The organism is Pseudothioclava alba (assembly GCF_033100795.1).
Classification (GTDB): domain Bacteria; phylum Pseudomonadota; class Alphaproteobacteria; order Rhodobacterales; family Rhodobacteraceae; genus Pseudothioclava.
On the sequence record NZ_JAWLVI010000003.1, the window covers coordinates 145,773 to 172,546 of the forward strand.

The 26,774-nt window shown below is 62.5% G+C and carries 23 protein-coding genes and 1 tRNA gene; 16 read left to right on the forward strand and 8 right to left on the reverse strand.

Features of this window, described 5'->3' with window-relative positions; translation table 11 throughout:
* The first annotated feature begins 137 nt into the window (after positions 1 to 137).
* Positions 138 to 1,886, forward strand: a complete 1,749-nt coding sequence (locus RYZ20_RS08760) for a type I secretion system permease/ATPase (RefSeq protein ID WP_317672526.1) — start codon at positions 138 to 140, stop codon at positions 1,884 to 1,886.
* Entirely contained in the window at positions 1,883 to 3,217 is a 1,335-nt protein-coding gene (locus RYZ20_RS08765) for an HlyD family type I secretion periplasmic adaptor subunit (protein ID WP_317672528.1), read from the forward strand. Before RYZ20_RS08760 ends, RYZ20_RS08765 begins: the two co-directional genes overlap by 4 nt.
* Here RYZ20_RS08765 and RYZ20_RS08770 read toward each other — a convergent pair whose 3' ends face one another.
* Positions 3,218 to 4,399: a lytic murein transglycosylase gene (locus tag RYZ20_RS08770; RefSeq protein WP_317672530.1), complete on the reverse strand. Its 1,182-nt coding sequence runs from the start codon at positions 4,397 to 4,399 to the stop codon at positions 3,218 to 3,220.
* A gap of 190 nt (positions 4,400 to 4,589) precedes the next feature.
* On the opposite strand from RYZ20_RS08770, the gene RYZ20_RS08775 reads away from it, so the two are divergent.
* Entirely contained in the window at positions 4,590 to 4,937 is a 348-nt protein-coding gene (locus RYZ20_RS08775) for a hypothetical protein (RefSeq protein WP_317672532.1), read from the forward strand.
* Positions 4,938 to 4,944: 7 nt separating this feature from the next.
* On the opposite strand, the gene fmt is transcribed toward RYZ20_RS08775, so the two are convergent.
* From fmt to def (RYZ20_RS08790), 3 genes are read right to left on the reverse strand one after another with little or no spacing between them, the layout of a single operon-like run.
* Positions 4,945 to 5,841, reverse strand: a complete 897-nt coding sequence (gene fmt / locus RYZ20_RS08780) for a methionyl-tRNA formyltransferase (protein ID WP_317672534.1) — start codon at positions 5,839 to 5,841, stop codon at positions 4,945 to 4,947.
* Entirely contained in the window at positions 5,841 to 6,341 is a 501-nt protein-coding gene (def, locus tag RYZ20_RS08785; protein WP_317672536.1) for a peptide deformylase, read from the reverse strand. Before def (RYZ20_RS08785) ends, fmt begins: the two co-directional genes overlap by 1 nt.
* Positions 6,342 to 6,346: 5 nt before the next feature.
* Complete coding sequence (gene def, locus RYZ20_RS08790) at positions 6,347 to 6,877, reverse strand: peptide deformylase (protein WP_317672538.1); 531 nt, start codon at positions 6,875 to 6,877, stop codon at positions 6,347 to 6,349.
* A 126-nt stretch (positions 6,878 to 7,003) separates the two neighbouring features.
* Between def (RYZ20_RS08790) and RYZ20_RS08795 the strand changes: the two genes are divergently transcribed.
* The gene (locus tag RYZ20_RS08795; RefSeq protein ID WP_317672540.1) at positions 7,004 to 8,182 is read left to right on the forward strand and encodes a MalY/PatB family protein; all 1,179 of its coding nucleotides are present in this window, start codon (positions 7,004 to 7,006) and stop codon (positions 8,180 to 8,182) included.
* Positions 8,183 to 8,212: 30 nt separating this feature from the next.
* Here RYZ20_RS08795 and RYZ20_RS08800 read toward each other — a convergent pair whose 3' ends face one another.
* Entirely contained in the window at positions 8,213 to 9,649 is a 1,437-nt protein-coding gene (locus RYZ20_RS08800; protein WP_317672542.1) for an aldehyde dehydrogenase family protein, read from the reverse strand.
* Between the two features lie 154 nt (positions 9,650 to 9,803).
* Here RYZ20_RS08800 and RYZ20_RS08805 point away from each other — a divergent pair, with 154 nt between their 5' ends.
* Together RYZ20_RS08805 and RYZ20_RS08810 are read left to right on the forward strand one after the other, a co-directional pair.
* On the forward strand, positions 9,804 to 10,457 hold the full coding sequence (locus RYZ20_RS08805; RefSeq protein WP_317672544.1) for a peroxiredoxin: 654 nt from the start codon (positions 9,804 to 9,806) through the stop codon (positions 10,455 to 10,457).
* 191 nt (positions 10,458 to 10,648) lie between these two features.
* The gene (locus tag RYZ20_RS08810; RefSeq protein WP_317672546.1) at positions 10,649 to 10,867 is read left to right on the forward strand and encodes a DUF1127 domain-containing protein; all 219 of its coding nucleotides are present in this window, start codon (positions 10,649 to 10,651) and stop codon (positions 10,865 to 10,867) included.
* Positions 10,868 to 10,936: 69 nt separating this feature from the next.
* Here RYZ20_RS08810 and RYZ20_RS08815 read toward each other — a convergent pair whose 3' ends face one another.
* From RYZ20_RS08815 to tnpB, 3 genes are all read right to left on the reverse strand, one after another.
* The gene (locus tag RYZ20_RS08815) at positions 10,937 to 11,278 is read right to left on the reverse strand and encodes a hypothetical protein (protein WP_317672548.1); all 342 of its coding nucleotides are present in this window, start codon (positions 11,276 to 11,278) and stop codon (positions 10,937 to 10,939) included.
* A 103-nt stretch (positions 11,279 to 11,381) separates the two neighbouring features.
* Entirely contained in the window at positions 11,382 to 13,526 is a 2,145-nt protein-coding gene (gene pnp / locus RYZ20_RS08820; protein WP_317672550.1) for a polyribonucleotide nucleotidyltransferase, read from the reverse strand.
* 344 nt (positions 13,527 to 13,870) lie between these two features.
* Positions 13,871 to 14,203 (reverse strand): IS66 family insertion sequence element accessory protein TnpB, encoded by a 333-nt coding sequence (gene tnpB, locus RYZ20_RS08825; RefSeq protein WP_317672552.1) that lies wholly within the window; start codon positions 14,201 to 14,203, stop codon positions 13,871 to 13,873.
* 390 nt (positions 14,204 to 14,593) lie between these two features.
* On the opposite strand from tnpB, the gene RYZ20_RS08830 reads away from it, so the two are divergent.
* From RYZ20_RS08830 to cobA, 10 genes are all read left to right on the forward strand, one after another.
* Positions 14,594 to 14,683 (forward strand) — tRNA-Ser (locus tag RYZ20_RS08830).
* Between the two features lie 100 nt (positions 14,684 to 14,783).
* Positions 14,784 to 15,131, forward strand: a complete 348-nt coding sequence (locus RYZ20_RS08835; protein WP_317672554.1) for a hypothetical protein — start codon at positions 14,784 to 14,786, stop codon at positions 15,129 to 15,131.
* A gap of 403 nt (positions 15,132 to 15,534) precedes the next feature.
* Positions 15,535 to 16,119, forward strand: coding sequence for an ANTAR domain-containing response regulator (locus tag RYZ20_RS08840; protein ID WP_317672556.1), 585 nt, complete (start codon positions 15,535 to 15,537; stop codon positions 16,117 to 16,119).
* Positions 16,116 to 17,279 (forward strand): CmpA/NrtA family ABC transporter substrate-binding protein, encoded by a 1,164-nt coding sequence (locus RYZ20_RS08845; RefSeq protein ID WP_317672558.1) that lies wholly within the window; start codon positions 16,116 to 16,118, stop codon positions 17,277 to 17,279. The genes RYZ20_RS08840 and RYZ20_RS08845 overlap by 4 nt, the downstream gene beginning before the upstream one ends.
* A gap of 274 nt (positions 17,280 to 17,553) precedes the next feature.
* On the forward strand, positions 17,554 to 18,921 hold the full coding sequence (locus tag RYZ20_RS08850) for a CmpA/NrtA family ABC transporter substrate-binding protein (protein ID WP_317672560.1): 1,368 nt from the start codon (positions 17,554 to 17,556) through the stop codon (positions 18,919 to 18,921).
* Between the two features lie 65 nt (positions 18,922 to 18,986).
* A complete protein-coding gene (locus tag RYZ20_RS08855) occupies positions 18,987 to 20,069 on the forward strand; it encodes an ABC transporter permease (RefSeq protein WP_317672562.1) in 1,083 nt (360 codons plus the stop codon).
* A 5-nt stretch (positions 20,070 to 20,074) separates the two neighbouring features.
* Positions 20,075 to 21,754: an ABC transporter ATP-binding protein gene (locus RYZ20_RS08860; RefSeq protein WP_317672564.1), complete on the forward strand. Its 1,680-nt coding sequence runs from the start codon at positions 20,075 to 20,077 to the stop codon at positions 21,752 to 21,754.
* A gap of 4 nt (positions 21,755 to 21,758) precedes the next feature.
* Positions 21,759 to 22,982: an NAD(P)/FAD-dependent oxidoreductase gene (locus RYZ20_RS08865; RefSeq protein WP_317672566.1), complete on the forward strand. Its 1,224-nt coding sequence runs from the start codon at positions 21,759 to 21,761 to the stop codon at positions 22,980 to 22,982.
* On the forward strand, positions 22,982 to 25,615 hold the full coding sequence (locus tag RYZ20_RS08870) for a molybdopterin-dependent oxidoreductase (protein WP_317672568.1): 2,634 nt from the start codon (positions 22,982 to 22,984) through the stop codon (positions 25,613 to 25,615). Before RYZ20_RS08865 ends, RYZ20_RS08870 begins: the two co-directional genes overlap by 1 nt.
* A gap of 13 nt (positions 25,616 to 25,628) precedes the next feature.
* Complete coding sequence (gene cobA, locus RYZ20_RS08875; RefSeq protein WP_317672570.1) at positions 25,629 to 26,432, forward strand: uroporphyrinogen-III C-methyltransferase; 804 nt, start codon at positions 25,629 to 25,631, stop codon at positions 26,430 to 26,432.
* The last annotated feature ends 342 nt before the right edge of the window (positions 26,433 to 26,774 follow it).

The following is a 26,774-nucleotide window of genomic DNA, read 5'->3' on the forward strand; positions in this document are numbered from 1 at the left end:
CCCCAAGAAATATTCTTTCCCGCCCCGAAGAACAAGGTCGCCCCAGTAAAGACTAGCTGATACCGAAGTTTCAGAACCCATATTTACCAGTTTCCGGCAGGCGATGGACCGCCGCCATGGAGTGCAGGAGCCAACAGATGCGCACAGCCGAACAACGCAAAGGTGCCGCCGAGTTACATTCGGCCCGCAAGACCGTGCGCGCACTGGTGTTCTCGGCCGCGCTGTTTTCGGCGTTCGTGAACCTGCTGATGCTCACCGGCCCCTTGTTCATGTTGCAGGTCTATGACCGTGTGATCTCGGCCCGATCGGTCGAAACGCTGAGCGCCCTGTTCATTCTGGTCATTTTCCTATTCCTGATGATGGGCATTCTGGACAGCGCGCGGTCGCGGGTGATGAGCCGCGTTTCGGCGTGGATACAGGCGCGGCTGGAGGCGCGGGTATTCACGTCGGTTCTGCGCCGGAACTCCGCCAACCCGGGCGACGCGCTGGCAGCCACTGGAATGCGCGATCTCGAAGCGGTGCAGAGGTTCGTTGCCTCTCCGATCTTGCTGGCGATATTCGACGCACCGTTCACGCCGCTTTTCCTTGCCGCGATCTTCATCTTCCACACATGGCTCGGGCTTTTGGCGCTTGGCGGCGGCGTTCTGTTGCTGTTCGTGACAATCCTGAATCAAAGGCTGACGCAGGCGCCTTTACAGCAAGCGACGGTTGCGCAAATGGCGGCCGACCGTCTTGCAGACCAATTGCGCGACGAGGCCGAGTTGATCCAATCCCTCGGGATGCGCGAGGCCAGTTTCAAGCGCTGGCTCCGCGCGCGTGAAATGGCGATGACAGCGGTGCTTTCCGCCAGCGATCTCAGCTCTGGCTTTTCGGTTTCGACCAAGGCATTCCGGCTGTTTTTGCAATCCGCGATGCTGGCGATGGGCGCGCTTCTGGTGCTGCGCGGAGAATTGACCGCGGGCGCGATGATCGCAGGTTCGATCCTGATGGGACGGGCGCTGGCGCCGGTCGAACAAATGATCGGCGGGTGGGCGCTATTCGCGCGCGCGCGTGATGGCTGGCATCATCTGGAACTTCTGCTGGGCGCGACCCCGCCCGAGCCACCCCGCACGCCCCTGCCGCGCCCTGCCGCCAACCTAGAGGCGAACCAGTTGGCCGTAGTGCCCCCCGGCCATCGCGCGGCCACCCTGCGCGGGGTCAGCTTCAAGCTGCCGCCGGGAACGGCGATGGGGGTGATCGGCCCTTCGGGATCGGGCAAATCGACCCTCGCACGGGCGATCTGTGGCGTCTGGCCCGTGTCGAACGGGTGGATTCGCCTCGATGGCGCGACGCTGGACCAATACGATCCCGATGTGCGCGGCCGGTTGATCGGTTATCTGCCGCAGCGCGTCACCCTGTTCGATGGCACCATCGCGGAAAATATCGCGCGACTTTCGCCCACGCCGGACCCCGAGCAGGTTGTCAAAGCCGCACAACGTGCCGCCGCGCACCAGATGATCCTTGATTTGCCAGAGGGCTACGACACCCGCGTCAGCCAGACGGGCGGGCGGCTTTCGGGCGGGCAGATCCAGCGGATCGGCCTTGCGCGCGCCTTCTACGGCAACCCCGTTTTGCTGGTGCTGGACGAGCCGAACGCCAACCTCGACAATGACGGCTCGGTTGCGCTGAACGCTGCGATCCGCGAGATGAAAGCGGCGGGCGGCTCGGTGCTGATTATGGCGCACCGCCCCGCAGCAATCGCCGAATGCGAGACGCTGATGGTTCTGGATAACGGGCTATGCAGGGGCGTTGGACCGCGCGACCAGATCCTGAAATCCATGGTCACGAATGCGCAAGACATCACACGCGGCCAGACCGGAACGATCCAGCCCGGAGGTGTAGCATGAGCCCCCTGAAACCCTCCACACCTCCGAACGCTTCGAGCGGCGCAGAGCCCTCGGCGCGTGGCCCTCTGATCCTTGGATTTCTGGCGGTTGCGATTCTGTTGGGCGGGTTCGGCCTATGGTCGGTGGCGACCTCGATCTCGGGCGCAGTGGTCGCGTCGGGCCGTGTCGAAGTCGAACAGAACCGCCAGATCGTCCAGCACCTTGACGGTGGCATCGTGGCTGAGATCGCCGCAAAAGACGGGGATCGCGTTCACGCGGGCGACATGCTGTTGCGCCTTGATGGCGAGATGCTGCGCTCTGAACTCGCGATTGTGGACGGGCAGTTTTTCGAATTGCTCGCCCGCCGCGGACGGCTTGAGGCCGAGCGGAACGAAGACCCCGCGATCCGCTTCCCCGACGAGCTTGTCAATGCCGCGCAATCCTCCGCCGAGGTCGCGCGCATGATGGCAGGGCAAAGCGACCTGTTCGATGTGCGCCGCACCTCGTTGCAAAAAGCGCTCGATCAGTTGGCAGAGCGCGGCGCACAGGTCGAAAAACAGATCGAAGGGATCGACGCGCAGCTTGCCGCGCTCTCGCGCCAGCTTGAACTGATCCAGCAGGAACTGACGGACCAGCGCAAACTGCTGGAACGCGGGCTTGCACAGGCCAGCCGCGTGCTGTCTCTTGAGCGCGAAGAGGCGGCGCTGTCGGGACGCGTCGGTGAACTGATCGCCGCGCGCGCGCAGTCGCAAGGCAAGCTGGCCGAAAACGAAATCGAAGCGCTGCGCATGACCGCCAAGCTGCGTGAAGATGCCGAGACCGAACTACGCGACACCAGCACCCGTGAATTAGAACTGGCCGAGCGGCGGCGCGCGCTGCGAGGCCAGATCGAGCGGCTGGATATTCGCGCCCCCGTTTCCGGCGTCGTTTACGCGATGAGCGTGACAACCCCGCGCTCGGTCATCCGCCCCGCCGAGCCGATCCTCTATCTGGTGCCACAGGATCGCCCGCTGGTCATTTCGGCCCGCATCTCGCCGATCAACATCGACGAGATCACCATCGGCCAGCCGGTCACACTACGGTTCTCGGCGTTTTCCTCGCGCACCAGCCCCGAGTTCTTCGGGCAGGTCAGCCGGATCTCAGCGGACGCACTGACTGACGAGGCGACGCAAGTGTCCTATTTTCTTGCAGAAATCGCGTTGAACCCCGGCGAGGAGGCCAAACTTGACGGCCTTGTCCTTGTGCCCGGTATGCCCGCCGAAGTCTTTATCCAGACGCAGGAGCGCAGCCCGCTGGCCTATCTGCTGAAGCCCGTCGCCGATTATTTCAACCGCGCCTTCCGCGAAAGCTGATTACAGCCCGTTCAACAGCGCCCGCGTCGGCCATGCGTCCGCAGGCAGGCCAAGGCGCTGTTGTTCGGCCTGCACGGCGGCGCGGGTTTTCTCGCCCAGAATACCGTCGATCTTGCCCACATCATGCCCGCGCGCAGTCAATTTCTGTTGCAGCGCTTTCATCTCGTTTCCGCTCATCGCAGGATCGGGTTGGCCCAGATCGAACTTCGGCGCGCCCTCAAGACGGGTCGCGAAATAACCCGCCGAGGTGACATAGACGAAGCTCTTGTTCCATTCGAACAGCACACGGAAATTCGGATAGACCATAAAGGCCGGCCCCTTGCGGCCCATCGGCAAAAGCACCGATCCTTTCAGTCCACCGGCCAGCGCCCCCGAGCGCGCCTTGACGCCCATCTGCGCCCATTGGTTTGTGGCCAACTCGGTTTCCAGACCCGTTTTCGACCAATCCAGATTGGCAGGCACAACGACTTCCTGCATCCACGGTTGTCCGGCTTTCCACCCCAACCCGCGCAGCATCCTGGCGCCCGACATCAGCGCATCCGCCGACGAGCCGCGCAAATCGACATGCCCGTCACCATCCCCATCGGTGCCGTTGCGCAAAATATCCTCGGGCAGCATTTGCACCTGCCCGATCTCGCCCGCCCAAGCGCCCTGATTGCGCGCGGGGTCGAAATCGCCGCGTTGGTATAGCTTGGCCGCTGCCAGAACCTGAGGCCGGAAGAGATCTGGCCGACGGCAATCATGCGCCAGCGTCACCAGCGCATCGCGGGTGTTGAAGTCCCCCTGAAACGCACCGAAATCGGTTTCCAGCCCCCAGAAGGCCACGATCACCCCGCGCGAGACACCAAATTTCTGCTCTACCGCATCCAGCGTCTTGCGATAGGCCTTCATCTTCGCCGCGCCGGTTTGCAGGCGATTCTGGCTGATGACCCGGCCTGCGAATTCGGCAAAAGGTTTCTGGAACACGCCCTGCGCGCGATCCGCCTTAAGCACGCGCTGATCCTGCTTCACGCCTGCGAAAAACGCTTTCGCCTGCTTGTCGGACAGCCCCTCGGCCATCGCCTCGCGCTTAAGACCCTCGACAAAAGCGTTGAAACTGCCCCCGCAAGTTTGAGCCAAGGCACCCCCTGCACTCGCCAGAGAGGCGATAAAAACCAACGGGAAAAGGGGAAAGCGGTGCATCGAAGGCTCCTGTTACTTGTTACACGGCGCAGGGTATCGCGCGGGCGTCGGCAGGACAACTCTTCGCTTGGTGCCCGTGTCTTTCGCGCAACCCTATCGAAAGTCATAATTTTTCACAGAGCCTTAGCTTGATTTTTACAATTCCCGACGCAGGATTAACCACGGGGAGACTGGCAGAGCGGAGGGACCAATGGAGTTTCTGCCTAAAGAGCTTGTTCAGGCAATGCGCGAGGCGCAGGCCAAGGCTGCCAAACGGCGTTCGCGCCTGCGGGTTGTTTCGGGAGAAGACAGCTGGCCGGTGTTGCGCAAAATTGCGGGCGGTGTCGTGCTGGACGCGGCCGAGGTCACACACCTGCGTGGCAATGTCGCGCTTTATGAAGGCTCACGCCATCTGTCGAACCTGCTGATCGTCGCCTCGGAAATCGAGAATGGAGAGCTGATCTGCCGCGCCAAGCGCGAGACCTCGGTCACAGAAAAGCCGCCGCTTGATTTCGTGCGCGCGCCGGATGCGCCGATGGGGTATCTGCCCCGCGCGTGAGCGCCCGTCAGCCCAGCAATTCGGGTAGGGTCAGCCCCTTCAGAACCTCGTCTGCGGGCATCGGGCGCTTGCCTTCGCGTTGCGCCAAGACCACGCGCAGCGCGCCCGAACCGCAAGCGATGGTGAACCCATCCAGCGGGGCGCCAGCCGTGCCGGAGCCGTCCGCAGGCTCTGCGCGCAACAGCTTGATCCGCTCTTGCCCCGCCATGCACCACGCACCCGGAAAGGGCGACAGCCCGTTGATCTGCCGGATCAGCTCGGGCGCGGGTTTGGTCCAGTCGATCCGCGCCTCGGCCTTGTCGATCTTATGCGCGTAGGTCACGCCCTCATCCGGCTGCGGAACGGACGTCAGCGTGTCCAGTGACGCCAGCGCATCAACAATCAGTCGCGCGCCCATTTCGGACAGGCGGTCGTGCAGCTCTCCGGTGGTCTCGGTCGCGCCAATCAGCGTCGCCTCGCGCAGCAGAACCGCGCCGGTATCAAGCCCCGCATCCATCTGCATGATGCAAATGCCGGTTTCCGCATCCCCCGCCATGATCGCGCGGTGGATCGGCGCGGCCCCACGCCAGCGCGGCAGCAAGGACGCGTGGATATTCAGGCACCCCTTCGCAGGCGCATCCAGAACCGCTTGCGGCAGGATCAGCCCATAGGCCACGACCACGGCAACATCGGCGTTCAGCGCAGCCAATGCCGCGCGCTCGTCTGCATCCTTGAAGTTCAGCGGAGTGCGGACCTCCAGACCCAGTTCCAGCGCGCGGGCATGAACCGGCGTCGGGCGGTCCTTTTTACCACGACCTGCCGGACGCGGCGGCTGCGAATAAACGGCGACCACCTCGTGCTCGCGGGCCAGCGCGTCCAGCACCGGAACCGAGAAATCCGGCGTCCCCATAAAGATCACACGCATCAGCGGCCTCGCAGCTTTTTCGACTTCTGCACCAGCATCTTGCGCCGTAGGGGCGACAGATGATCGAGATAGGTCTTGCCGTTCAGATGGTCGATCTGGTGCTGCACCGAGGTCGCCCAAAGCCCGACAAAATCGCGCTCTTCCACCTCTCCCGCCTCGTTCAAAAACCGCACAGTCACAGCGCGTGGCCGCTCGATCGAGGCCCAGACACCGGGCAGGTTCGGCGAAGCCTCGTCATGTTTGCGCATCTGCACCGAGGCGTGCAACACCTCGGGGTTTGCCATCCGCACCGCCTGCCCGCGTTTGTCCGATGCATCCACCACGGCAAGGCGCATCGTGATCCCGATTTGCGGCGCGGCCAAGCCGACACCCGGCATTGCCTCCATCGTCTCGATCATATCATCCCAGATCATCCGCACGGTCTCGGTGATCTGCGCCACAGGATCGGCGGGCGTGTGCAGGCGACGGTCATCAAAGGGAATGAAAGGGCGGACCGACATCAGGCTTACGCCTCCTTATCGCGCGCACGCTCGCGTTTGAGCTTTTCCATCTTGCGGGTAATCATCTTGCGCTTCATCGGGCCAAGATAATCAATGAACAGCTTGCCGTTCAGGTGATCGTTCTCGTGCTGCGCGCAGGTGGCCCAAAGACCGTCGAACTGCTCTTCATGCAGTTGTCCATCAAGGCCCAGCCACTTCATCCGCACCTCTTTCGGGCGGGTGACTTCGGCGAATTGCTCGGGGATCGACAGGCAGCCTTCTTCGTAGACATTGGTCTCTTCGGAAATCCACGAAACCTCGGGGTTGATAAGCACCATAGGATCGGGGGCAGCATCCTTTTCCTTGACGCAATCCATCACGAACAGGCGCTTGAGAACGCCGACCTGCGGCGCCGCCAGCCCGACACCGGGCGCGTCATACATGGTCGCAAGCATGTCATCCGCCAGCTTGCGGATGTCATCGGTTACTTCGGATACCGGCTCGCACAGCTTTTTCAGCCGCGGATCGGGATGGATAAGGATCGGTCGTAGGGTCATTTTGCCCATGTAGGCGATCGGCTGCCCTCGCGCAATGCCCGAGCGATTGTCACAAGGACAATTGGGGCTTTGCCAAACCGGCCCGATGCTGTTTGGATGCGGAAAAAGCAGAATAAAGGACGACCCATGGGCCATTTTCCGAATTTCGACGAGCAGATCGACCGCGTCGGCACCCATTCCGCAAAATGGGACCAGATGGAGCCGATCTACGGCGTTTCGCCGCAAGACGGTATCTCGATGTGGGTGGCCGATATGGATTTCCGCCCGCCTGCCGCCGTGCAAAACGCGGTCGAAGGCATGGCCGCGCATGGGGTCTATGGCTATTGGGGCGGCGAAGAGGACTACCGCGCCGCGATCAGCTGGTGGATGAAGGCGCGCCACAACTGGCAGGTTGCACCCGAGTGGATTTTCACCACGCACGGGCTGGTCAATGGCACGGCGCTTTGCGTGGATACTTTCACCAAGGCGGGCGACGGCGTTGTGCTTATGACGCCCGTTTACCATGCCTTTGCCCGTGTGATCCGTGCGGCAGAGCGTAAGGTTGTCGAATGTCCGCTGGCGCTGGTGGATGGCCGCTACGAGATGGATTTCGACGCTTGGGATCAGCAGATGGACGGATCGGCCAAGATGCTGATCCTGTGCTCTCCGCATAATCCGGGCGGGCGCGTCTGGACCAAGGCCGAGCTTGAGGGCGTCGCCGCGTTCTGTCAGCGGCACGGGCTGGTGCTCGTCTCGGATGAGATCCACCACGATCTGGTGATGCCGGGGCAAAAGCACCTGCCCTTCCCCGTCGCCGTTCCCGATCAGCCGGTCATCATGATGTCCGCAACGACCAAGACCTTCAACATTGCAGGCACCCATTCGGGCAATGTGATCATCGCGGACGAGGGGCTGCGTGCGCGTTTTGCCACGCGGATGATGGCGCTAGGAATTTCGCCAAACTCGTTCGGGCTTGCGATGGCGACCGCCGCCTATAGCCCCGAGGGTGCCGAATGGGTCGATGCGCTGGTCGCCTATCTGGATGGCAACCGCAAGGTTTTCGACGCAGGTATCGCCGCAATTCCGGGGCTGAAATCCATGCCGCTGGAGGCCACCTATCTGGCGTGGGTCGATTTCTCGGGCACCGGCATGTCGCGCGAGGAATTCACCGCACGGGTCGAGAAAGAAGCGCAGATCGCCGCGAACCACGGGCCGACCTTCGGGCTTGGCGGCGAAAGCTTCCTGCGCTTCAACCTTGCGACACCGCGGGCGCGGGTCGAAGAGGCGGTCTCCCGCCTCCAGCGCGCATTCGCGGATTTGCAGTAATTCGGACGGGGGCTTCGGCCCCCTGCCCGCTTACTCGGCCCAGCCAGAGATCGACTTGACGTCGCAGAACTCCTCGATCCCCCAGTGACCGCCTTCACGCGCGCGGCCCGAGGCGCCAACGCCGCCGAAAGGCGCGCCAGCTCCGCGGCTTTCGCCGTTCATCTCGACCATGCCTGAACGCAATGCGCGAGCCAGACGATTGCGCCGCGCACCGTCCTGCGACTGGACGTAATTCGTCAAGCCATAGGGCGTATCATTGGCCAGCGCGATCGCCTCTTCTTCGGTGTCAAAGGGCATGATCGACAGCACAGGCCCGAAAATCTCTTCGCGGATCACCGTCATATCGGGCGTGCAATCGGCAAAGACCGTCGGGCGCACATAATAGCCGCGGTTCAGCCCCTCGGGCCGCCCCGGACCGCCCGCCAGAAGTCGCGCACCCTCACTGATGCCGGCCTCGATAAGCCCCTGAATTTTATCGTATTGCGCCTTGTTAATGACCGGCCCGATATGCTTGCCATGCTCGCGCGGGTTGCCCACGCGGGTTTTCTCGGCTTCGACCTGTGCGATTTGCAGCGCGGTCTCGTAATAGCTGCGCTCGACCAGCATCCGCGTCGGTGCGTTACAGCTTTGCCCCGAGTTCTGGAAGCAATGCCGCACACCGCGCGCGACCGCCTTGTCATCCGCATCGGCAAACACAAGGTTCGCGCCCTTGCCGCCCAGTTCAAGACAGACGCGCTTGAGCGTCTCCGCTGCCGCCTTCGAGATCGCCTTGCCCGCGCGGGTCGAGCCGGTAAACGAGATCATCTCGACATCAGGGTGCGCCGATAGCTGCGAGCCAACCCCCACACCATCGCCATTCACAAGGTTGAACACACCCGCCGGAACGCCCGCCTCATGCAGCATTTCCGCGAACAGCAGCGAGGATAGCGGTGCCTCTTCCGAGGGTTTAAGCACCATCGTGCAACCCGCGATCAGCGCCGGAACAACCTTCAGCGTGACCTGATTCATCGGCCAGTTCCACGGCGTAATCAGTCCGACAACGCCCACCGGCTCCAGCGCGATCATCGCGCCCTTGGTGCCATCCCCAAGCGGGCGAACCCAGTCGATCTCTTTCGCGGCGGTGATGAAATTCGCGATGTGCCACGCCCCCGCGCCCACCTGATTGGCCGCCGCCAGATCAATCGGCGCGCCCATCTCAAGGCTCATCGCTTCGGCCATCTCCTGCGCACGGGCCTGATAAATATCGAGAATTTTCTCGACATAGGCCAGACGTTCAGCCGGCGGCGTTGCCTTCCAGCCGGGCAAGGCGCGCTTCGCAGCTGCCACCGCCGCATTGGTGTCTGCCTCGGAGCCAAGGCTGATCACCGCGCAAGCGTCTTCGGTCGAAGGGTCGATGACACTGTGATCGCGCGTGATTGCAGGCGCAACCCATGCCCCGTCGATATAGAACTCGCGTTTCTCGATCATTGCAGCCTCCGTGTGCGCCGTTTCCTGCAACAAGGTGACACCACCGCCCCACAGACGCAAGCTCCCGCACAAGCATGTGACGCGTCGGCAATCCCCCTGTTGAAAACGCCCGCGCCCCCCTATATCCATCTAGAACCATTACAGGAGGGAGCCTATGGGCCTGCGCATTAACGACATCGTTCCGAATTTCACCGCCCAGACCGATCAGGGCGAGATCAGCTTCCACGACTGGATCGGCGATAGCTGGGCTATCCTGTTCTCGCATCCGAAAGATTTCACCCCCGTCTGCACGACCGAGTTCGGCGCCGTGGCGCAGCTTGCGGCCGAATGGGCCAAGCGCAACACCAAGGTCATCGGCGTTTCGGTCGATGGCGTGGAAGAGCACAAGGGCTGGAAGGGCGACATCGAAAGCTTTGCCGGCACCACCGCAGGTTTCCCGATCATCGCGGATACCGATCTGGCCGTTTCCAAAGCCTTCGACATGCTGCCCGCCGAGGCCTATCTGCCCGAAGGCCGCACCCCCGCGAATACCGCGACGGTGCGCTCGGTCTTTATCATCTCGCCCGACAAGAAGCTGCAACTGACGATGACCTATCCGATGTCGGTCGGTCGCAACTTCGCCGAGGTGCTGCGCGCGCTGGACGGCCTGCAAAAGACCTTTGGCGTGCCGCTGGCCACCCCGGCCAACTGGGTCGCAGGCCAGGACGTGATCGCCGCGCTGTCGCTTGATGACGCAGCCGCCGAGGCGAAATACGGCGCGCTGGATAAAAAGCTGCCCTATCTGCGCTTCGTCAAAGATCCGGCCTGATCGCCTGATACAGTCCTCGAACGGCCTCGCAATCTGCGGGGCCGTTTTCGTTTTCCTTCCGGTAACGAGCCATGCGATTTCTGCATCGCGGCAATATCGCAACGGCATTTGTGCAAACGCAGCATTTGCCCCATGTTAGCGCCATCAGCCAAGGGAATGGGCCCAAGGCTGGATCGTAAGGAGAGGCTCAAATGGCACTCGCACATGGACTGCACGCACCGAAACACTTCAACCTGCTCGACGCTGTCGCGCATCTGGCCGCAGTGATCGAAGAAAAGCGCGAGCGTTATTCTGTGTATCGTCAGACCCTTGCCGAGCTTGACGCGATGAGCGACCGCGATCTGTCCGACATCGGCATCGCACGCGTTTCGATCCGAGACATCGCGCGGCAGGCGGCATACGGTAAATAATCCGCTTGGCGGAACTGCGATAGCGAAGGCGGGCCCGGCGGAAGCATGGGCCCTTTTTCGTGTCTGGCGTTATTCTGCTGGGCGGTAGACGTGGCCCGCCTTTGTGCCCCGCTCCCCATCAAAGCGGTAGCCATCACCATCGCGCAGAATTGCGATGCAATCCTCTTGCCCGAGCGGCTCACCATCCAGCGTCAGGCTGCGGCAATAGAAACCGTCCTCGATATGCCACGCGCCGCCCATGACCTTACCGTGAAAATCGCCGCTGATCGTGCCATCCGCATGAATGGTTGCCGTCACCGCGCCGGTTCCAAGCTGGCGATCCAGAATTTCGGCCAACAGGTCTTCGGTCGTCTCGGCCCCTGCGGGCAAAGCAAACCCCGCACATAACATCGCCGCAGCAAAACGTTTCATCTGGTCCTCCTATGGTCGGTCACAAGATGCCCGATCGCGCGGCAGGCGCAACAAAAAAGCCCCGAGGTTTCCCCCGGGGCTTCTGATTTCAACGATGGGCCGATTACTCGGCTTTCTCGTCTTTTTTCTCGGGCGCGATTTCTTCGCCGGTCTCTTGGTCGACCATCTTCATGCCAAGGCGCACCTTGCCGCGATCGTCAAAGCCCAGAAGCTTGACCTTCACTTCCTGACCTTCCTTGAGCAGATCGCTCGGGTGGTTCAGGCGCTTGTTGGCGATCTGGCTGACGTGCACGAGGCCGTCACGCTTGCCGAAGAAGTTCACGAAGGCGCCGAAATCGACGAGCTTCACGACCTTGCCGGTGTAAACCTTGCCTTCTTCCGGCTCGGCCACGATCGAATAGATCATGTCATAGGCTTTCTGGATCGAGTCGGCATTGGCCGATGCGATCTTGATGACGCCGTCATCGTTGATGTCGACCTTGGCACCCGAAACCTCGACGATCTCGCGGATCACCTTGCCGCCCGAGCCGATCACTTCACGGATCTTGTCGGTCGGAATGGTCATCGTTTCGATGCGCGGCGCGTGGGCCGAGAACTCGGTGCGGCCTTCGGCCAGCGCTTTGTTCATCTCACCAAGGATGTGCATCCGGCCTGCTTTGGCCTGAGCCAGAGCCTGCTCCATGATCTCGGGCGTAATGCCTGCGACCTTGATGTCCATCTGCAGCGAGGTGATGCCTTCCGACGTGCCCGCGACCTTGAAGTCCATGTCGCCAAGGTGATCTTCGTCACCAAGGATGTCGGTGAGAACGGCGTAACGGCCGTCTTCTTCAAGGATCAGGCCCATCGCAACGCCAGCCACCGGAGCTTTCAGCGGAACGCCCGCATCCATCATCGAGAGCGAGCCACCGCAGACCGACGCCATCGAGGACGAGCCGTTCGATTCCGTGATCTCGGACACAAGGCGGATCGTGTAGGGGAAGTCGGTCGCAGCCGGCAGAACCGCCTGAAGCGCACGCCATGCCAGTTTGCCGTGGCCGATTTCACGGCGCCCCGGCGAGCCAACGCGGCCAACTTCACCAACCGAATAGGGCGGGAAGTTGTAGTGCAGCAGGAAGTTCGAACGCGAGTTGCCATGCAGCGCGTCGATGATCTGCTCATCATCGCCGGTGCCGAGCGTCGTCACGACCAGCGCCTGCGTCTCTCCGCGGGTGAACAGGGCCGAACCGTGGGTGCGCGGCAGAAGGCCGACTTCCGAAACGATCGGACGCACGGTTTCCTTGTCACGGCCATCAATACGGTCGCCGCCGTTGATGATGTCACCGCGCAGGATGCTCGATTCAAGCTTCTTGATCGCCGAGCCGAGGTTCGCATCAGCCAGATCTTCTTCCGACAGCTTGCCTTTGATCGCCTCGACAGCAGCCGAGATCGCGTTCGAGCGTTCCTGCTTGTCTTTCAGGGCGAAAGCGGCGCGCATTTCGGTCTCGCCAGCGGCTTTCACCTTGGCGTAAAGCTCGCTGTAATCGGGAGCCACGAAATCGAAAGGCTCTTTCGCAGCGGCTTCTGCGAGGTCGATGATCAGGTCGATCACCGGCTGCATCGCTTCGTGGCCGAACTTCACAGCGCCCAGCATTTCGGCTTCGGACAGCTCGTAAGCTTCGGATTCCACCATCATCACGGCGTCTTTGGTGCCAGCGACAACCAGATCGAGGCGCTGCTCGGGGTTCTCGCGCAGCTTCTGCATGTCGTCAACTTCGGGGTTGAGGACATATTCGCCATCCGAGAAGCCGACGCGCGCCGCACCGATCGGGCCCATGAACGGCACGCCCGAAATGGTCAGCGCAGCCGAGGCCGCGATCATCGCCACGATGTCAGGCTCGTTCACCAGATCGTGCGAGAGCACGGTGCACATCACCAGAACTTCGTTCTTGAAGCCCGGGACGAAGAGCGGACGGCACGGGCGGTCGATCAGACGCGCGGTCAGCGTCTCTTTTTCCGACGGGCGCGCCTCGCGCTTGAAGAAGCCGCCCGGAACTTTACCGGCGGCATAGTATTTCTCTTGGTAGTGAACCGTCAGCGGGAAGAAATCCTGCCCCGGTTTCGCGGCTTTCGCGAAGGTCACGTTTGCCATGACCGAGGTTTCACCAAGCGTGGCAATCACGGTGCCGTCAGCCTGACGGGCAACCTTGCCGGTTTCCAGCGTCAGCGTCTCTTCGCCCCACTGGATTGATTTTTTAGTCACGTTGAACATCAGCGTATCCTATCTGGAAGCACTCCGGGCCCTCCCGGTCTTCCGTTTGCGTGGCGGCCCCATTGCCGCCGCCCCTATCCTTTGCATGTGCCCGGGGCTAGGCGTCACGTCGCAGATGCGCTGGCCCATACACGAAAACACCCCCTTTGGAAAGTGGGCACGGGGTCGTGCGCCCCTTTATTCATCAGGCTTGCGGCGCGCATCCCCCGCCCGCGCGGCATCGGCGCGCAACCCCTTGTTTTGCGACCTTTCCAGCAGGTGCGAAAATCTGGCGATAGTAGCGAAAACTATCCGCCCACCGACGATAGTCTCTTCGCGACGACCGCTCTGGTTATGACCGCTGGCTACGCTGCGGCAGAAGTTTCGATTTCGGGTTCGGCTGTTATGTCGGTTACGAGCTGCGCCGCAGAGATCGCAACAGACGCGCCCTCCCGGCTCACGGGCCAGATGAACTTCCCCGCTTCAAGCCGCATCAAATACAGGGACAGTCCGACCCCGTCATGCCAGAGCAGTTTCACCAGATCGCCCTTGCGCCCCCGAAAGCAGAAGATTTCTCCTGCATGCGGGGCGCGGCCAAGACCCTGCCGCACGGTCAGCGCCAAGGTGGTCATGCCCCACCGCACATCCGTCACGCCCCCTGCAATCCACACCTTCGTGCCCGCCGGAAACGCAATCATGACCGCACCATCAAACCGTTCAGCAGATGTGCCGCAGCTGCCATGTCAAACCCGGACGGGACCGTCACACGGCACCGCACCCCCATCCCAACAGCAGCCAGACGGCCTTCCGCGCAGACTTATCTTGGGAGTGAAACTCAAACCTATACACTCAAACAAGAATTAATGGGTGTGCTGCCTGATTTTGGCGGGTATTCCCCCTCCGTTCCCAACCAATAATACAGGGCGTTGGACCTGCTTTGCCTAGCAAATATTCGTTGTAGGCCGCTTTGTCCTTCCGGCCAGCACACCAACCATTCGGGACACTGTGCCGAACTCCGGCACAAAGACAAAAATTAGTTTTTCAGGAGGTCTTGCAAAGCCCTTATTTTACAGATACCTCCCGGCCTTGGAGACGTGGCCGAGTGGTCGAAGGCGCTCCCCTGCTAAGGGAGTAGGCCCGGAAGGGTCTCGAGGGTTCGAATCCCTTCGTCTCCGCCACCACACATTGATTTTATTGAAGAAATTGGCGATCAGCCAATCCTACCCATGAACTACCCATGCGATTTTCAGGGTAAGATGTGCGGCGAGAGGTGATAAATTGGCATCAGAAATTCTACCGATCCATACCCTGAACGCGCGCGGCAACGGGATGCTAGAGGTTATTCGCGACTACTTTGGGTTGTCCCCGGATCGGATGCTCCTTGAGATACAGGGGATGCGTGCTCAAATTACACGGACATTGAAGACTAAGGGCATCAACTACGACGACCTGCGTGCAGCGTTGGTGCCCGACCGCGAAAAGCCTGAGATAGCTTTGATCTTCGACACGATGCAGATTGAAGATAGCTGGTATGGCTACCAAGTGTTTGAACGCATCATTCCGCTGCTCGATCCAAGAACTAAGAACAGCATTTTGGTTGGCGACTACATCGGAAGCAACAGCTAACAAGAGACCCTGTATGAAGCCTTCTGTGAGGCGGTTTGCCCGGTGCGTCGCATCGACTATCGGCATAGCAGCCAATTCTACGTGGTTTACATCAACAACTTGACGGATTCTGCGTTCCAAAAGCTTGCGGACGGGCTGATAGACTATGAACCGTATGTGGGTTGCGCAAAGGCCAGGCTACATCGCTACGTCTGGCTCTATAACCAACAACTCCCGCAATCAGCCTTGGGCAGCAAGTCGCCCTTGCAGTTCTCCAGTGGTCCGATTTGGGTCCACCATTCCAAGCCCAATAATTCCTCACGAACCGCGCATAGCGCCCATTTAGCGGGCAACTCCGATACAGCCGGGGTCGCCATGCAGGGCGCTCTTTACTTCGCCGCGCCGCGCCCCGCTTGTTGGCGCCATGCCCCAGTCACTTTCGATCACCCTTGTTGAAACAGATCCCGCGCGTGCCGCGCTGATTGTCGCAAGCCTGCGCGAAGCGGGTGAATTCGACATCAGCGTCATTTCGCAGATCACCGGCCTCGCGCATCAGATCAAGGTGCGCAATCCCGATGTGGTGCTGATCGACATCGAAAATCCCTCGCGCGATATGCTTGAGGAATGCGCGCTCGCCTCGGGGCCGCTTGAACGTCCTGTTGCGATGTTTGTCGACCGCTCTGATGCCGCCATGTCCACTGCCGCCATCGAGGCGGGCGTATCGGCCTATGTCGTGGACGGGCTGAAGTCGCAGCGGGTCAAACCGATCCTCGATGCGGCCATTACCCGCTTTCGCATGTTCCAGCGGATGCGCACCGAACTGGCCGAAACCAAGCGCGCGCTGGAAGAACGCAAAGTGATTGATCGCGCGAAAGGCATGCTGATGAAGGCCCGTGGCATCGGTGAGGACGAGGCCTACGCGCTGTTGCGCAAGGCCGCGATGGATCAGGGCAAGCGGGTCGCGGATGTCGCACAGGCCCTTGTGACGGCGGCGGGGTTGCTGGGATGAGATCAGCTATTCTCTCCGTTGGCTTCATTCCGCTTGTCGATGCAGCCCCTCTGATCGTCGCACAGGAAATGGGCTTTGCCGCCGAAGAGGGCATCGCGCTTGACCTCAAACGCGCGCCCTCATGGTCGAGCCTGCGCGACATGCTGACCTTCGGGCGCGTCGATGCGGCACACATGCTGTCGCCTGTGCCGGTCGCGACGGCCTTGGGGCTTGGCGGGGCCGGCACACCGCTGACCGCCGTGTCGGTGCTGTCGATGAATGGCAATGTGATTGGCGTCAGCCGCGCGCTGGCGCAAAAGCTGCGCGACAACGGGCATGATTTCGGCTTTGCGGATGCGCGCGCGGCCGGACAAGCCTTGATTTCGGGCGCGGCCGGTCGCTTGCGTATCGGGGTGCCGTTTCCCTTTTCGATGCATGCCGACCTTGTTTACTACTGGCTTTCGGCGCTTGGCCTGCCCGCGCCGCAAAACATCGACATCCGCACGGTTCCGCCGCCGCTTATGGCCGACGCGATCCGCGCAGACGAGATCGACGCCTTTTGCGTGGGCGAGCCGTGGGGCTCGCAGGCGGTAGAAACCGGCATGGGCGAATTGCTGCTGCCGACCTCGGCAATCTGGAGCTTTGCGCCCGAAAAGGTGCTTGCCGTGCGTTCGGACTGGGCGGACAGCGAAGCCGCGCTTCTGGGGCGTCTGATCCGCGCGGTCTGGCGCGCCGGTCGCTGGCTGGCGGATCCGGCCTCGCGCACGCTTGCCGCGGAACTCTTGGCGCGCCCCGAATATCTGAACCTTTCGCCCGAGGTTCTGGACCGTGCGCTGACCGGACGCTTGGTGATCTCGCCGAACGGAGACGAGCGGCAGACGCCGAATTTCGTCGAATTCCACCAGAACAACGCAGGCTTTCCCTGGGCCTCGCAGGCCGAATGGATCGGGCTGCAACTGGCCGCGCGCACGGGGCTGGACCGGGTCGCCTCGCAACGGACGGCGCGCTCGGTGTTCCGCTCGGACATCTACCGCGCGGCCCTGCGCGGAACGACGGCAGAACTGCCAGCCGATTCCACCAAAACCGAGGGCGCGGATACGGCGCTGGCCCGCCAAGAGATGCGCGACACCCCGCATAATGGCTTTTTCGATGGCCGGATTTTTGACCCGCTCGGTGACTAACGCCCAATATTTCCGCACATCCGCGCAAAACGATGCTGCATTGCGGCACAAACATCCTTCGTGGCGCGCTTTTCCTTTGAGCCACACCGCCCGCTTTGGCACGATGATCCCATCGGCAGGCAATGGCGCCACGGGCCGATACCTCTCCCGAAGATCGGGAACGATGAGCAAAGCCGCTCGACCCTCCGCCCTCCCGCGGAGCGTGTCAGCGGCTTTTTTGGTTTTTCGCCCGCCTCTCCTCCTCCTGCGGGCACTGAGAAGGGACAGACGTATTATGAAACGACTTCTGCTTGGCCTTGTGATGACTTCGGCCCTTTCTGCCCCCGGCTTCGCCGCGCCGCTTGCGCTGGAAAAGGACGAACTCACCTTCGGCTTCATCAAGCTGACCGACATGGCGCCGCTCGCGGTGGCCTATGAACAGGGCTACTTTCTGGATGAGGGTCTCTTCGTCACGCTCGAAGCACAGGCCAACTGGAAGGTTCTGCTGGACGGGGTGATCTCGGGGCAGCTGGACGGGGCGCATATGCTGGCAGGTCAACCGCTGGCTGCGACCATCGGCTACGGCACCGAGGCGCATATCGTCACGCCCTTCTCGATGGACCTGAACGGCAACGGCATTACCGTCTCGAACGAGGTCTGGGAGCTGATGAAGCCCGCGCTGCCCACGGATGCGGATGGCAAGGTGCAGCACCCGATTTCGGCCTCGGCCCTTGCGCCGGTCGTCGAGAGTTTCAAGGCCGAGGGCAAGCCGTTCAACATGGGCATGGTCTTCCCCGTTTCGACCCATAACTACGAACTGCGCTACTGGCTGGCCGCAGGCGGGCTGAACCCCGGCTTCTACAGCCCCGAAAACATCACCGGCCAGATCGGCGCCGATGTGCTTTTGTCGGTGACCCCGCCCCCACAGATGCCCGCGACCCTCGAGGCCGGCACGATCAACGGCTACTGCGTGGGCGAGCCGTGGAACCAGGCAGCGGTCTTCAAGGGGATCGGCGTTCCGGTCATCACCGACTACGAGTTGTGGAAGAACAACCCCGAAAAGGTCTTTGGCCTGACCGCCGAATTCACCGAGCAATACCCCAACACCACGCTTGCCATCACCAAGGCTCTGATCCGCGCGGCAATCTGGCTTGATGAAAACGACAACGCGAACCGCGCCGAGGCTGTCCAGATCCTTGCCCGTCCCGAGTATGTCGGCGCCGACCCCGAGGTCATCGCGAACTCGATGACCGGCACCTTCGAATATGAAAAGGGCGACAAGCGCCCGGTGCCCGACTTCAACGTCTTCTTCCGTCACAACGCCACCTATCCGTTCTATTCGGATGCGGTCTGGTACCTGACGCAGATGCGCCGCTGGGGCCAGATCCCCGCGGCGAAGGCGGATGGCTGGTATGATGAGGTCGCGAAATCCGTCTACAAGCCCGCGATCTATCTGGAGGCCGCGCGCCTGCTGGTCGACGAGGGGCTGGCGAACGAAGCCGACTTCCCCTGGGACAGCGACGGCTACAAGCCCGCCACCCCGGCCGAAGACGTGATCGACGGTATCGGCTTCGATGCCAAACTGCCTAACGCCTACCTGGACAGCCTGCCGATCGGCCTCAAGGGCGCGCAGACCGTCGTCGGAAACGACATTCAGGGCTAAGACCCCATCCCCTCCCCGGACTGCGGGGAGGGGCCACCGAAACTCCTGTCCCGAAGGATCGCACCATGACCGTCGCTGACCCCGATTTCGCCCGCGAAGAGGCCCGTGCCGCCCGCCGCGCCCGCCTGTTCACCCGCATCAATGCCGCTGACAAATGGTTCCGTATCCTTGGGATCGCATGGGTAACGCCGATGCTCAAAGCGCTGGCCGGGGACAACCCCAAGACCCAGGCGCGTGACATCTGGCGCTTGCTGGGGGTGCCGCTTGTCGCGATTGGCGCGTTCCTGCTGCTGTGGGGTGCACTGGCGCCCAAGGTGCAAACCTCGCTTGGTGCGGTTCCGGGACCCGCCGAGGTCTGGACCGAAGTCGTCAACCTGCACGCCGACGCCGTGGCCAAAGCCGACAAGAAAGAGCGCTTTGAAACCATGGTCGAGGCGCGCAACGCCAAACTGATCGCCGCCGGTCGCGCCGACGAGGTCAAGTCAGTCGCCTACACCGGTGCGCCCAGCTATTACGAGCAAATCTGGACCTCGATCAAAACCGTGTTCTTCGGCTTTCTGATCGCGACGCTTGTGGCGGTGCCGCTTGGCATTCTGGGGGGGCTGTCACCCACGGCAAATGCCGCGATCAACCCGCTGGTGCAAATCTTCAAGCCCGTTTCGCCGCTGGCCTGGCTGCCGATCGTGACGATGGTCATCTCTGCGATCTATGCGACCAATGACGGGTTCTTCTCGAAAAGCTTCCTGATTTCGGCAGTCACCGTGACGCTGTGTTCGCTTTGGCCCACGCTGATCAACACAGCACTTGGTGTGGCCTCGATCGACAAGGATCTGGTCAGCGTCTCGAAGGTTCTGAAAATGAACACCTGGACCAAGATCACCAAGCTGGTTCTGCCCTCGGCGCTGCCGCTGATCTTTACCGGACTTCGGCTGTCTCTGGGCGTGGGCTGGATGGTGCTGATCGCCGCCGAGATGCTGGCGCAGAACCCCGGGCTTGGCAAATTCGTCTGGGACGAGTTTCAGAACGGTTCGTCCAGCTCGCTTGCCAAGATCATGGTCGCGGTCTTCACCATCGGCATTATCGGCTTCCTTCTGGACCGCGTGATGTTCGCCCTGCAGTCGCTCTTTACCTTCTCGAACAACCGGTGATCGCTATGGGACTTCTGACACTTTCCAATGTTTCCATAGGCTTCGGCGAGGGATTGAACCGCACCGACGTGCTGAGCGGGATTGATCTGGATATTGCCGAAGGGGAATTCATCGCGATCCTCGGCTTCTCGGGGACGGGCAAATCGACGCTGATCAACCTGATGGCGGGCCTGAGTTTCCCCGACACCGGTTCGGTGACCTTCAAGGGCAAGCCGATTACCGGGCCGGGGCCGGAACGCGGGTTGGTGTTCCAGAACTACTCGCTGATGCCGTGGCTGACGGTTCTGGGCAATGTGATGCTGGCCGTTGACGCTGCCAATCCGACGCTTGGCAAACCCGAGAAAGAGGCCAAGGCGCTCCACTATATCCAGATGGTCGGGCTGTCGCACGCAGCCAGCCGCCGTCCGGCCGAGCTGTCGGGCGGGATGCGCCAGCGGGTCTCGGTTGCGCGGGCGCTGGCGCTTGACCCCGAGATGCTGCTGCTCGACGAACCGCTCTCGGCGCTTGACGCGCTGACGCGTGCCAATCTGGCCGATGAAATCCTCCAGATCTGGGAGCAGGACAAAAAGACCTGTGTCCTGATCACCAATGACGTGGACGAGGCGATCCTGCTGGCCGACCGGATCATCCCGCTCAATCCCGATGGCACAATCGGCAAGGCGTTTACGGTCACCCTGCCCCGCCCGCGCGACCGCGGCGCGATGAACCATGACGCCGCCTTCAAGAAGCTGCGCGCCGAAGTCACGGGCTATCTGATGGACACCGGCATTCAGGCGCGCGTCGAGGGCACGCGCCAGCTTCCGGAAGTGACCCCGTTGCACTCGCTGCCCAAAGCCCTGTCAGAGGCCGCGCGCTCGACCCTTGAAGACCGCTATCTGGACTATTCGCAGCTGTATAAAATCTACCCCACGCCCAAAGGGCCGCTGACGGTCGTCGAGAACTTCGACCTGAAGGTCCGCAAAGGCGAATTTATCTCGTTGATCGGTCATTCGGGCTGCGGAAAATCGACGGTTCTGACGATGACCGCCGGGCTGAACGATGTGTCCAAAGGCGGGATCAAGCTGGATGGCTACGAGGTCAGAGGCGCCGATCCGGAGCGCGCCGTTGTGTTCCAGTCGCCCAACCTGTTCCCGTGGCTGTCGGCCAAGGAAAACGTCGCCATCGGCGTGGACAAGGTCTATCCCAAGGCCTCGCTCGCCGAGCGTCAGGACGTGGTCGAATATTACCTCGAACGGGTCGGCCTGGCCGATCAGATGGACCGCCCCGCCTCGGATATGTCGAACGGGATGCGCCAGCGCGTCGGCATCGCGCGGGCCTTTGCGCTTTCGCCCAAACTACTGCTTCTGGATGAACCCTTCGGGATGCTTGACAGCTTGACGAGGTGGGAGCTTCAGGAAGTGCTGATGGAGGTCTGGTCGCGCACCAAGGTGACCGCGATCTGCGTCACCCATGACGTGGACGAGGCGATCCTGCTGGCCGACCGCGTGGTGATGATGACCAACGGGCCGCACGCCACCATCGGCAAGATCACCGAGGTCGACCTGCCCCGCCCGCGCACCCGCAAGGCGCTTCTCGAACACCCGGACTACTATCGCTACCGGCAAGAAGTCCTTGATTTTCTGGAAGAATACGAACACGGCGCCAAGCCGAAGCCCGGCCCCTCGAAGGCGATAGCAGCGGAGTAGCCCCATGCGACAGAAACTCGTGATCGTGGGGGCCGGCATGGCAGCGGGGCGCCTTCTGGACAGGCTGAGCGCGGCGCCCGCACGCTATGACATCACGCTGGTCAATGCCGAGCCACGCGGCAGCTATAACCGGATCATGCTGAGCCCGGTTCTGGCGGGTGACAAGGCATTTGCCGACATCGTCACGCATGACGAGGCCTGGTATCGCGCGCAGGGGATAACCTGTCAGTTCGGCCAGCGCGTTGACACGCTCGACCGCGACGGCAAGCTTGTCACGCTGTCGGACGGGACCGCACTGCCCTATGACCGGCTTGTGCTGGCGACAGGGTCGATGCCGTTCATGCCGCCCCTTCCGGGGATCGGGCTGGCAGGCGTCATCTCTTACCGCGATCTGGAAGACACACGCACGATGATGGACCTGCGCGCGGGGCAACGCGCCGTGGTTCTGGGCGGGGGATTGCTTGGCCTCGAGGCGGCGGCGGGCATGGCGGCACGCGGCATCAAGGTCAGCGTCGTCCACCTGAACACGCATCTGATGGAACGCCAACTTGACGCCGAAGCCAGCGCGCTTTTGCGGACCGAACTGGAGGCGCGCGGGATTAACATTCATTGCGGGGCGCAATCGCAGTCCATCGTTGGGAGCGACGGGCGGGTGCAGGCACTGCGCCTTGAGGACGGACGCGACCTGCCCTGTGATCTGCTGGTTATTGCGACCGGTATCCGGCCCTCGGTCGCACTGGCCCAGTCTGCGGGCCTGACGACTGCGCGAGGGGTCACGGTTGACGACCGCATGACCACCTCTGATCCGGCGATCCTTGCCATCGGGGAATGCACCGAGCACCGCGGCCAGACCTTCGGCCTTGTAGCGCCCGTCTTCGATCAGGCAGATGTCGCCGCCCGGATACTGGCCGGGCAGGAGGCCACGTTCACCCCGCGCGAGATTTCCGCAAAGCTCAAAGTCACGGGCTGCGACCTGTTCTCGGCCGGGGACTTCGATGGCGGCCGCGATACCGAGACCATCGTCCTGCGCGATCCTGCGCGCAGCCGCTATCGCCGCCTTGTGCTGCGGGACAACCGCATCATCGGTATCGTTCTGTATGGCGATACGTCCGATGGCCCGTGGTTCTTTGACCTGATGAAAGCACGCGCGGATGTGTCGTTGATGCGCGACGCACTGATCTTCGGGCAGGCCTATGCGGCCGCCTCCAGACACGGGATGGCTGCGTGATGGATGGATCTTCCCTCCCCGAAATCCGCTCGACTTGCCCTTATTGTGGCGTGGGCTGTGGCGTTCTTTTGCGCGGTGATGGCCACGGCGGGTTGACCGTGCGCGGCGACACCGATCACCCCGCGAACAAGGGGCGGCTGTGTTCCAAAGGCTCGGCCTTGGGTGAAACCGTCGGCCGCGCCGGTCGCCTGACCACCCCCCTCGTGAACGGAGCGCCGAGCGACTGGAACAGCGCCCTTGATCTGGTGGCTTCGACCTTAACGCGCACAATCGCGGAACACGGGCCCGACAGCGTGGCCTTCTACGTCTCGGGGCAGCTGCTGACCGAGGATTACTATGTCGCCAACAAGTTGATGAAAGGGTTTATCGGCTCGGCCAATATCGACACGAATTCAAGGCTGTGCATGGCCTCGACGGTGGCAGGCCACAAGCGCGCCTTTGGCACCGATACGGTGCCCGGCACCTACGAGGATCTTGACGAGGCCGATCTGGTGGTTCTGGTCGGTTCGAACCTCGCGTGGTGCCATCCGGTCTTGCATCAGCGCCTGCTTGCCGCGCGCAAGGCCCGCCCGCAGATGAAGCTTGTGGTGATTGATCCCCGCCGGACGGCCAGCTGCGACGGTGCCGACCTGCATCTGGCGCTCAAGCCCGGCAGCGATGTGGCCCTGTTCAACGGGCTTCTAGCACAAATCGCCGCTCAGGGTGCAATCGACGGGGATTTCGCGCCGCATCTTGATGGGCTTGAGGCCGCACTTGCGTCGGCGCGGGCCGATGACACCGCGCAAACCGGCCTTGACCCCGCCTCGCTTGGCGCCTTTTTCGACCTGTGGATCGGGACGAAGAAGGTCGTCACCGTGTTCAGCCAGGGGGTAAACCAATCCTCGTCGGGCACGGATAAGGTCAACGCCATCCTGAACTGCCACCTTGTGACGGGACGGATCGGCAAACCGGGATGCGGGCCGTTTTCCGTGACCGGCCAGCCCAATGCGATGGGCGGCCGCGAGGTCGGGGGGCTGGCCAATATGTTGGCCTGCCATCTCGATCTGGAAAACCCCGCGCATCGCGATGCCGTCAAGCAGTTCTGGAGCGCCCCCGCCATGCCCGAACAGGCGGGGCTGAAAGCGGTCGATCTGTTTCGTGCGGTGGCGCAAAAGCGGATCAAGGCGCTCTGGATCATCCATACCAACCCCGCCGTCACTCTGCCCGATGCAAGCGCGGTGCGCACCGCGATCGAGGGGTGCGATTTCGTCGTCGTCAGCGATGTGACGGGCGCGACAGATACAGCCCGCCTTGCCGATGTCCTGTTGCCAGCCACGGCATGGGCCGAAAAATCCGGCACGGTCACCAATTCCGATCGCACGATATCGCGTCAGCGCGCGGCCCTTGCGCCCCCCGGGGCCACCCGCCCGGATTGGGATACTCTGGCCGAGGTTGGCCGCCGCATGGGATGGGCAGGCGCCTTTGATTACCGCTCGCCCGCGCAGATTTTCCGCGAATATGCCGCGCTTTCGGGGATCGCAGGTGCCTTTGGCCGCGATTTCGATATCTCGGGGCTCTCTGAAATTTCGGACACCGATTACGAGGGGATGCCTCCGCAGCGCTGGCCGGTCAGCGCCACGAAAACGGGGGGGCGTTTCTTTGCTGACGGGCAGTTCTTTCACGCGGATAAGAAGGCGCGCCTGATCGCGGTTCGCAACAGCGCGCCGAAGCACGCGCCGGACGCGGAACGTCCTTTCCTGCTGAACACAGGGCGGCTGCGCGACCAGTGGCACACGATGACGCGCACGGCGCTTTCGCCGCGCCTGTCCGCGCACCGCCCCGAGCCCTTTGCCGAACTGCACCCCGCAGACGCGGCCGCGCTTGGCATTGGCCAAAGCGATCTGGTCGCGTTGTCGAATGAGCTGGGTCAGGTGATCGTGCGGGCGCAAATCACCGATGCCGTGGCGCAAGGCCAGATCTTTGTGCCGATGCACTGGACGGGCGAAACTGCGCCCACCGCGCGTATCGATACCCTTGTGCGGGCGGTGACCGACCCTGTGTCGGGTCAGCCCGAGAGCAAAGCCTCGACCGTTTCCATCTCGCGCTTTGCGGCCCGCTGGTATGGGTTCGCAATCAGCACCGACGGGTTCCGCCCAAAGGCCGAATATTGGGCCGTGGCGAAAACGGCATCGGGCACGCGCGCCGAACTCGCGGGGATGAGCGATCCGGCGGATTGGGAAAGCTGGGCGCGCGATCTGTTCGGGCTTCCCCATGCAAGCCTGCAATCAGTATCCGACGAAACCCGCGGGTTGCACCGTTTGGCCTTTGAACAGGACGGGCGCCTGCTGGCGGCGCTGTTCATCTCGCGCGAGCCTGTTGCCGTCATGCGCGACTATCTTTCCAGCCTGCCCGGAACCGATGCCCCCGAGGCGCTGTCAGGGCGCACTCCGCCAAACCGCCCCGATCCGGGACCGATCATCTGTTCGTGCTTTGGCGTCGGGATGAACACGATCCTCGCCGCTATCGAGACCGACGGGTTAAGCGATGTCGACGCAATCGGCGCCGCATTGAAGGCAGGCACAAACTGCGGCTCGTGCCGCCCCGAAATCGCAGCCCTGCTCGCGCGCGCCAGCGCACGCGAAGCCGCCGAATAGCCAAGGAGCCACGATGCGACACGATCCGTCCCTTACGACCCCTGCGGAAATCCCGGGCTCGAAACCCGCCTCCATCTGCCTGATCGGTGCCGGCCCCGGCGCGCGCGACCTTTTGACCTTGCGGGCGGTTGCACGACTGGCCGAGGCGGATATCGTTTTCTTCGACCGTCTTGTCGACGAGGGCGTGCTCGATTTCACCCGCCCCGGCGCCGAGCGCGTCTATGTCGGCAAAGCCGTCGGCGCCTGCGCCTGGCCGCAAGAGCGGATCAACGCGCTGATCGTCGCGCACGCCCTGCGCGGGCGCCGCGTCGTGCGGCTGAAATCCGGGGATCCGGGTATTTTCGGGCGCGCGGGCGAGGAAATTGCCGCGGCCAGCGCACACGGCATTCCGGTTGAGGTTGTGCCCGGCATCACCGCCGCCTGCGCGGCAGCCGCAAGCGCGGGGCGCTCTTTGACCGAACGGGGCGAGACCGACACGCTGATCCTGACGACAGGTCAGGCGCGCGCGGGCGCCCCCCTGCCCGATTGCACCCGCCACGCACAGCCCGGCACGACGCTGGCCTTCTATATGGCCGTGGCTCAGGGCGCGCGGATCCGCGACGGGCTGACCGCGCAAGGGATGCCGGGTGACGCACCAGTCACCGTGGCGGTCGAGGTTTCGAAAGCGGGCGAACGGATCATCGAGACGTCACTCGCATGCCTGCCTGACGATCTTGCCGCGCACCGGATCACCGGCTGCGCCACGCTGATCGTATCATGGCCCAAGGCGCATGCGGGCGATGCGCCGATGGCAAAAGCGCTGACAGCCAGCCTGTGATCGCCCGCCGCGTCCGCCGAACGCCCCGCCCACGCGGGGCGTTTTGCATATCCGGACCGAAACTATCCGCGTGCAAACCGTTCGCAGCCAGCCTGAAAATTGGGCAACCCCATTGTGCAGCGCCCATCCCAAAAGCGGCGCAAACTTTTTCCGGTGGCGCCCCCGCGCCTTGCGTAATACCCGCTTGGTCAAACGGCGACCAACACCTAACAGTAAAGTCACGGGAAAACCCTCCCGGCCGGTCGCAATGAGGCGACGGGTTTTGCCCATGACGGGCTTGCAGCAACGGCGCTGCGGTTTCTCGACCCCTTCGGGGTGTCGTGGACACGCGGGGCCAGGCGC